Annotated in this window: 7 protein-coding genes; all 7 read right to left on the minus strand. The window is 67.5% G+C overall.

The annotated features are described in order from the left end of the window. A partial coding sequence (locus tag ACEN88_RS24455; protein ID WP_413343848.1) for an aquaporin occupies nucleotides 1–671 on the minus strand: 671 nt, incomplete at its 3' end. Between the two features lie 81 nt (nucleotides 672–752). Next, nucleotides 753–1,118 (minus strand): response regulator, encoded by a 366-nt coding sequence (locus ACEN88_RS24460; RefSeq protein WP_413343850.1) that lies wholly within the window; start codon nucleotides 1,116–1,118, stop codon nucleotides 753–755. A gap of 93 nt (nucleotides 1,119–1,211) precedes the next feature. Beyond that, entirely contained in the window at nucleotides 1,212–1,604 is a 393-nt protein-coding gene (locus ACEN88_RS24465; RefSeq protein WP_413343852.1) for a VOC family protein, read from the minus strand. Between the two features lie 31 nt (nucleotides 1,605–1,635). After that, nucleotides 1,636–2,229 (minus strand): transglutaminase-like domain-containing protein, encoded by a 594-nt coding sequence (locus tag ACEN88_RS24470; protein WP_413343854.1) that lies wholly within the window; start codon nucleotides 2,227–2,229, stop codon nucleotides 1,636–1,638. A gap of 64 nt (nucleotides 2,230–2,293) precedes the next feature. Beyond that, complete coding sequence (gene hemW, locus ACEN88_RS24475) at nucleotides 2,294–3,526, minus strand: radical SAM family heme chaperone HemW (protein WP_413343856.1); 1,233 nt, start codon at nucleotides 3,524–3,526, stop codon at nucleotides 2,294–2,296. Further along, nucleotides 3,523–4,116: an RdgB/HAM1 family non-canonical purine NTP pyrophosphatase gene (gene rdgB, locus ACEN88_RS24480; RefSeq protein ID WP_413343858.1), complete on the minus strand. Its 594-nt coding sequence runs from the start codon at nucleotides 4,114–4,116 to the stop codon at nucleotides 3,523–3,525. Before rdgB ends, hemW begins: the two co-directional genes overlap by 4 nt. A 69-nt stretch (nucleotides 4,117–4,185) precedes the next feature. After that, on the minus strand, nucleotides 4,186–4,779 hold a 594-nt coding region (locus ACEN88_RS24485; RefSeq protein WP_413343860.1), incomplete at its 5' end, for a sensor histidine kinase.

Below are 4,779 nucleotides of genomic sequence, written 5' to 3' on the forward strand. Positions count from 1 at the left end.
TGCCGTGCGCGCGGATACAGCCAGCCGAAAATGACGGTCGCCGCCGCCGCGCCGGCCAGCTGGGCCAGCACGTAGCCCGGCACGTCCGCGAGCCGGATGCCGGCGCACGTGCCTGTCGCCGCGCGCGCCAGCGTGAGGGCGGGATTGGCGAACGACGACGACGCCGTGAACCAGTACCCCGCGACGATGAACAGGGCCGCCGCATATGGTGTGACGCCGGGCCGCGTGCGCGCGCAGCCGATGATCGTGGCCAGCAGGCCGAACGTGGCGACGCCTTCGCTCCACCACAGCCCGGCGCCCGTGCGCGCCTGCGTCGCGGCTGCGAACACGGGTTCGCCGAACATCGAATGCGCGAGCGCCACGCCGGCGAACGCGCCGGCTACCTGCGCGGCCAGGTACGGCAGCACGAGCGCGCCCGGCAGGTTGCGCTGCCACGCTTCGGACAGGGTGACGACGGGATTCAGGTGCGCGCCCGAAACGGCGCCGAACGCGAGGATCAGCACGACGAGGCCGCAGCCGGACGCGATCGAATTGACGAGCAGCGCGATGGCCGCATTGCCGCCCGCCAGCCGGTCGCCCATGACGGCGGAGCCGACGACGACGGCCAGCAGCAGGGCGGTGCCGAGCCCCTCGGCGACGAGGCGGCGCAAAAGTTGGTCGAAGTGCTTCATGGCACGTATTGTGAGGGAGCGCCCCACCCCGCAGTACCGCCGTTCCGGTCTGTTCAGCCGATACGAAGACGCAGGACCGGCCTAGAATGGCTGTTGGATCAGGGAGGGAATGATGTCGAGCAGGTCGGACATCGACACGGGCTTCGACAGGAAGCGTACGCCCGGCGGCATCGTGCCGGCCTCGATGGGATTGCCCGAGATGACAAGGGCCGGCAGTTCGGGCTGCAGGCCGCGCAGGGCGTGGATCACTTCGATGCCGTTCATGCCCGGCATGCGGAAATCCGTGATCAGCAGGTCGATCGGGCCGGCCTCGCCGATGCGGACGGCGTCGCGCCCGTTGTCGGCGACGGACACGCGATAACCGGCGATGCTCAGGTAGCGCTCGAATACGTACAGGATGGCTTCCTCGTCATCCACGACGAGGATGCGGGGCGGTGCGGGTGGCATCGGCCAGCTTGCCTTTCATTGAAACTTATGCAAGCAGGACTGTAACACAGGGCCTCCGGGATGCCCGGCACGTTTCGCGCCGGCAGCCAACGCCTATTTGGGACGGAACAGCGCGCACAGCTTGTGACCGTCCGGATCGCGCACGTACGCGAGATACAGCGGCCCCAGGCTGCTCTCGCGCAGGCCCGGCGGCGCCTCGATCGACGTGCCGTCCTGGGCGACCGCCGTGTCGTGGAACGCGTGGACCTGTTCGGGCGACGCGCATTTGAAGCCGATCGTGGCGCCGTTCGCGCACGTCGCTTCGGCGCCGTCGATCGGCTCGGTGATGCAGAACGAGCCCCCGTCGTGGCGATAGAACAGCCGGCGCTGGCCCGTCAGGTTCGTGTTGGGGAACGGCTCGCCCACGCCGAGGACGCCCAGCACGGCGTCGTAAAAACGCTTCGAACGATCGAGGTCATTGGAACCGATCATGATGTGACTGAACATGCTTGTCCTTTCCTGAAGATGGATGCCGCGGTCAATCCAGGAGCACGACGTCCGGCAGGTTCGCCAGCACCTGGTCCCACGTATCGTAGCATTCCAGCGTCTCGACGACGACGGGCAGCGGCTCGGCCCAGATCTCCGGCAGCATGCGTTCCTCGCGTGTGCGCGTCGCGAACGCGAGCTTTTCCACGGGCGGTTCGAAGCGCGCGTCGACGCCGGGCTTGTTGCCCCGGGCATCGATGCGGTACCAGCCGACGTCCTCCAGGTACACGGCATTCAGGCCGTGCAGGCAGTACGGCGCCCCGCTGTCGCCGACCGACAGGCGCTGGTAGCACAGCCCCGCCGGGATGCCGTTCGCGCGCAGCAGGGCGGCGAGCAGATGGCTCTTCGCATAGCAATAGCCCGTCCCGTGGCGCAGCACGTCGGACGCCTTGCACGTGACGGGATTCGCTTTGAAATCCACGCTGTGGCGGATCGTGTCGCGCACGAATTCGAAGCAGGCGCGCACGACGTCCGCTTCGGAAGTCGCGCCTTCGGCCAGCCGGCGGGCGGTGGCGAGGACGTCCGGCGTGTCGAAATCGATGTAGGTGCTGGCGGCGAGATAGCGTTGCATGAAATGAAACGTCATGGTGTGTGCGTGTGTCGAAGCCGACACCTTAGCAGACCATGCCGTTTCCAAGATGCGCTCTTTGTCACTCGGCCAGGAACATCTCCTGAAGATCGTTGAGGAAGCGCTGCCCCAGTTCCGTCGGCCGGATCACGCGGAAGTCGCGGTAGATCAGGCCCTTCGCTTCGGCCTCGTTCAAGGCCTTCTCGATCGCGTTGATCGGCATGCCCGTGCGTTCGCCGAACAGGTTCGGGTCGAACCCTTCCGTCAGGCGCAGCGCGTTGAGCATGAATTCGAAGCCCAGGTCTGCGCGCGCGAGCTCGTGTTCCTCGGCGACCGCATTGCCCTTCCCTGCCGCCTCCATGAACGACGCCGGCTGCTTGTAGCGCGCCTGGCGCAGCACGCGGTGCGGGAACGATAGCTTCGAATGCGCGCCCGCGCCGATGCCGAGGTAGTCGCCGAACTTCCAATAATTCAGGTTGTGGCGCGCGCGGTGGCCCGGCTTCGCATACGCCGAGACCTCGTAGTGTTCATAGCCGGCGGCGGCCGTGCGCCCGGCGATCATGTCCTGGATGTCGGCGCTCTCGTCGTCGCCCGGCAGCTCGGGCGGGTACTTCGCGAACACCGTGTTCGGTTCCATCGTCAGGTGGTACAGCGACAGGTGCGGCGGCGCGAACGACAGCGCCATGTCGATGTCGGCCTGCGCCTCCGCCAGCGTCTGCCCCGGCAGCGCGTACATCAGGTCGAGGTTGAAATTGTCGAAGTTGGCCTGGGCGATCCCGACGGCCCGGATGGCTTCCTCGGCGTCGTGGATGCGGCCCAGCGCCTGCAAATGCCTGCTGTCGAAGCTCTGGATGCCGATCGACAGGCGGTTGATCCCGCTGGCGCGGAAGGCCTTGAATTTCTCCGCCTCGAACGTGCCGGGATTCGCTTCCATCGTGATCTCGGCGTCGAGATCGAGCGGCAGCAGGGTGCGGAGGTCCGACATCAGCCGGTCCAGCCCCGCCGCCGAGATCAGGCTGGGCGTGCCGCCGCCGATGAACACCGTGTGGATCTTGCGGCCCCAGATCAGCGGCAGCGATTGTTCCAGGTCCGCGCGCAGCGCGTCCAGGTAAGCCTGTTCGGGAATCGGTTCCTTCGACTCGTGCGAATTGAAGTCGCAGTACGGGCATTTGCGCACGCACCACGGCCAGTGGATGTACAGCGCCAGCGGCGGCAGCGCCGTCAGGTTCAGCGCGCCCGGTTGCAGGTATTGCAGCGCGGCTGACGCCGCGTTGCGAGGCGTGGCCGCCGGCCCGACGGGCTTGATCGGAATCATTTCAGTTTCCCGAGCTTGTCGACGAGCGCGCGCAGCGCCTGGCCGCGGTGCGAGACGGCGTTCTTTTCTTCCGGCGCCAGCTCGGCGGCCGTGCGGCCGAATTCCGGCAGCAGGAAGTGCGGATCGTAGCCGAAGCCGCCCGCGCCGCGCGGCGTGTCGACGATCTGGCCGCGCCAGACGCCGTCCGCGATCACGGGTTGCGGATCGTCGGGGTGGCGCACGTACACGAGCACGCAGTAGTAATACGCCGATTTGTCGGCGTGCGCCGCCAGGTCGGCGATCAGCTTCTCGTTGTTGCGGGCGTCCGACTTCGGCTCGCCGGCAAAACGCGCGGAAAGCACGCCCGGCGCGCCGCCGAAGGCGTTCACGCACACGCCGGAATCGTCGGCGAGGGCCGGCAGGCCGGTGAGGCGCGCGGCGTGGCGGGCCTTCTGCAGCGCGTTCTCGACGAAGGTGCCAAACGGTTCTTCCGCTTCGGGAACGTTGAACTCGCCCTGCGGATGCAGTTCGAAGCCGATCGGGCCCAGTAACTGGGCGAATTCCTTGAGCTTGCCCGCGTTGTTGGAGGCAAGGATGAGGCGTTGGGTCATTGCTGTCTCGGTCTGGACGAAGAACTGCGTATTTTACCGCTCATCCCGCGATACGCGCAGCCGGGCACGCTAGGCCCGCGGGAACACCATGCTCGCCTGGAACCCCGGTTCGAGGCGGCGCAGCGCGAGCGTACCCTCGTGCAGCTGGGTGATGGCGGTGACGATGGACAGCCCCAGGCCGTTGCCCGGCAGGTGGCGGCTCTGGTCCACGCGGTAGAAGCGGCGCGTGAGCTTGTCCATGTCCTCGAGCGGCACGCCCTGGCCGTAATCGCGCACGGTCAATGCCGGCGCGCCGTCGACGGTGGCCACTTCCACGTCCACCCGGCCGCCGGTGCGGCCGTACTTGATGGCGTTGTCGATCAGGCTGGCCAGTGCGCTGGCCAGCAGGTCGCGGTCGCCGCGGATGATCGTCGGCGTGCCCGCGAAGCGCAGCGCGACGCCCTGCTCTTCCGCGGCCGCTTCGTACAATTCCGTCATGTCGTGCGCGATGGCGGCCAGGTCGAGTTTTTCGAAGGTGCCCGCACGCACGCCGGATTCCAGCGCGGCGATCTGCAGCAGCTTGTCGAACAGCGAAATGACGCTGTCGATGTCTTCGATGGCCAGGCGCGCGTCGGCGACGAGCGCGTGCGGCTCGGCCGAGGCCTGCAGCGCGCGGTCGAGCCG

Source organism: Massilia sp. CT11-108 (assembly GCF_047302915.1).
Taxonomy (GTDB): domain Bacteria; phylum Pseudomonadota; class Gammaproteobacteria; order Burkholderiales; family Burkholderiaceae_D; genus Telluria; species Telluria orientalis.

Excerpts from the sequence above, each read along its gene's own strand:
- ACEN88_RS24460 (WP_413343850.1), bottom strand. The coding sequence starts at position 1,118 with ATGCCACCCGCACCGCCCCGCATCCTCGTCGTGGATGACGAGGAAGCC.
- ACEN88_RS24465 (WP_413343852.1), bottom strand. The coding sequence starts at position 1,604 with ATGTTCAGTCACATCATGATCGGTTCCAATGACCTCGATCGTTCGAAG.
- ACEN88_RS24470 (WP_413343854.1), bottom strand. The coding sequence starts at position 2,229 with ATGACGTTTCATTTCATGCAACGCTATCTCGCCGCCAGCACCTACATC.
- hemW (WP_413343856.1), bottom strand. The coding sequence starts at position 3,526 with ATGATTCCGATCAAGCCCGTCGGGCCGGCGGCCACGCCTCGCAACGCG.
- rdgB (WP_413343858.1), bottom strand. The coding sequence starts at position 4,116 with ATGACCCAACGCCTCATCCTTGCCTCCAACAACGCGGGCAAGCTCAAG.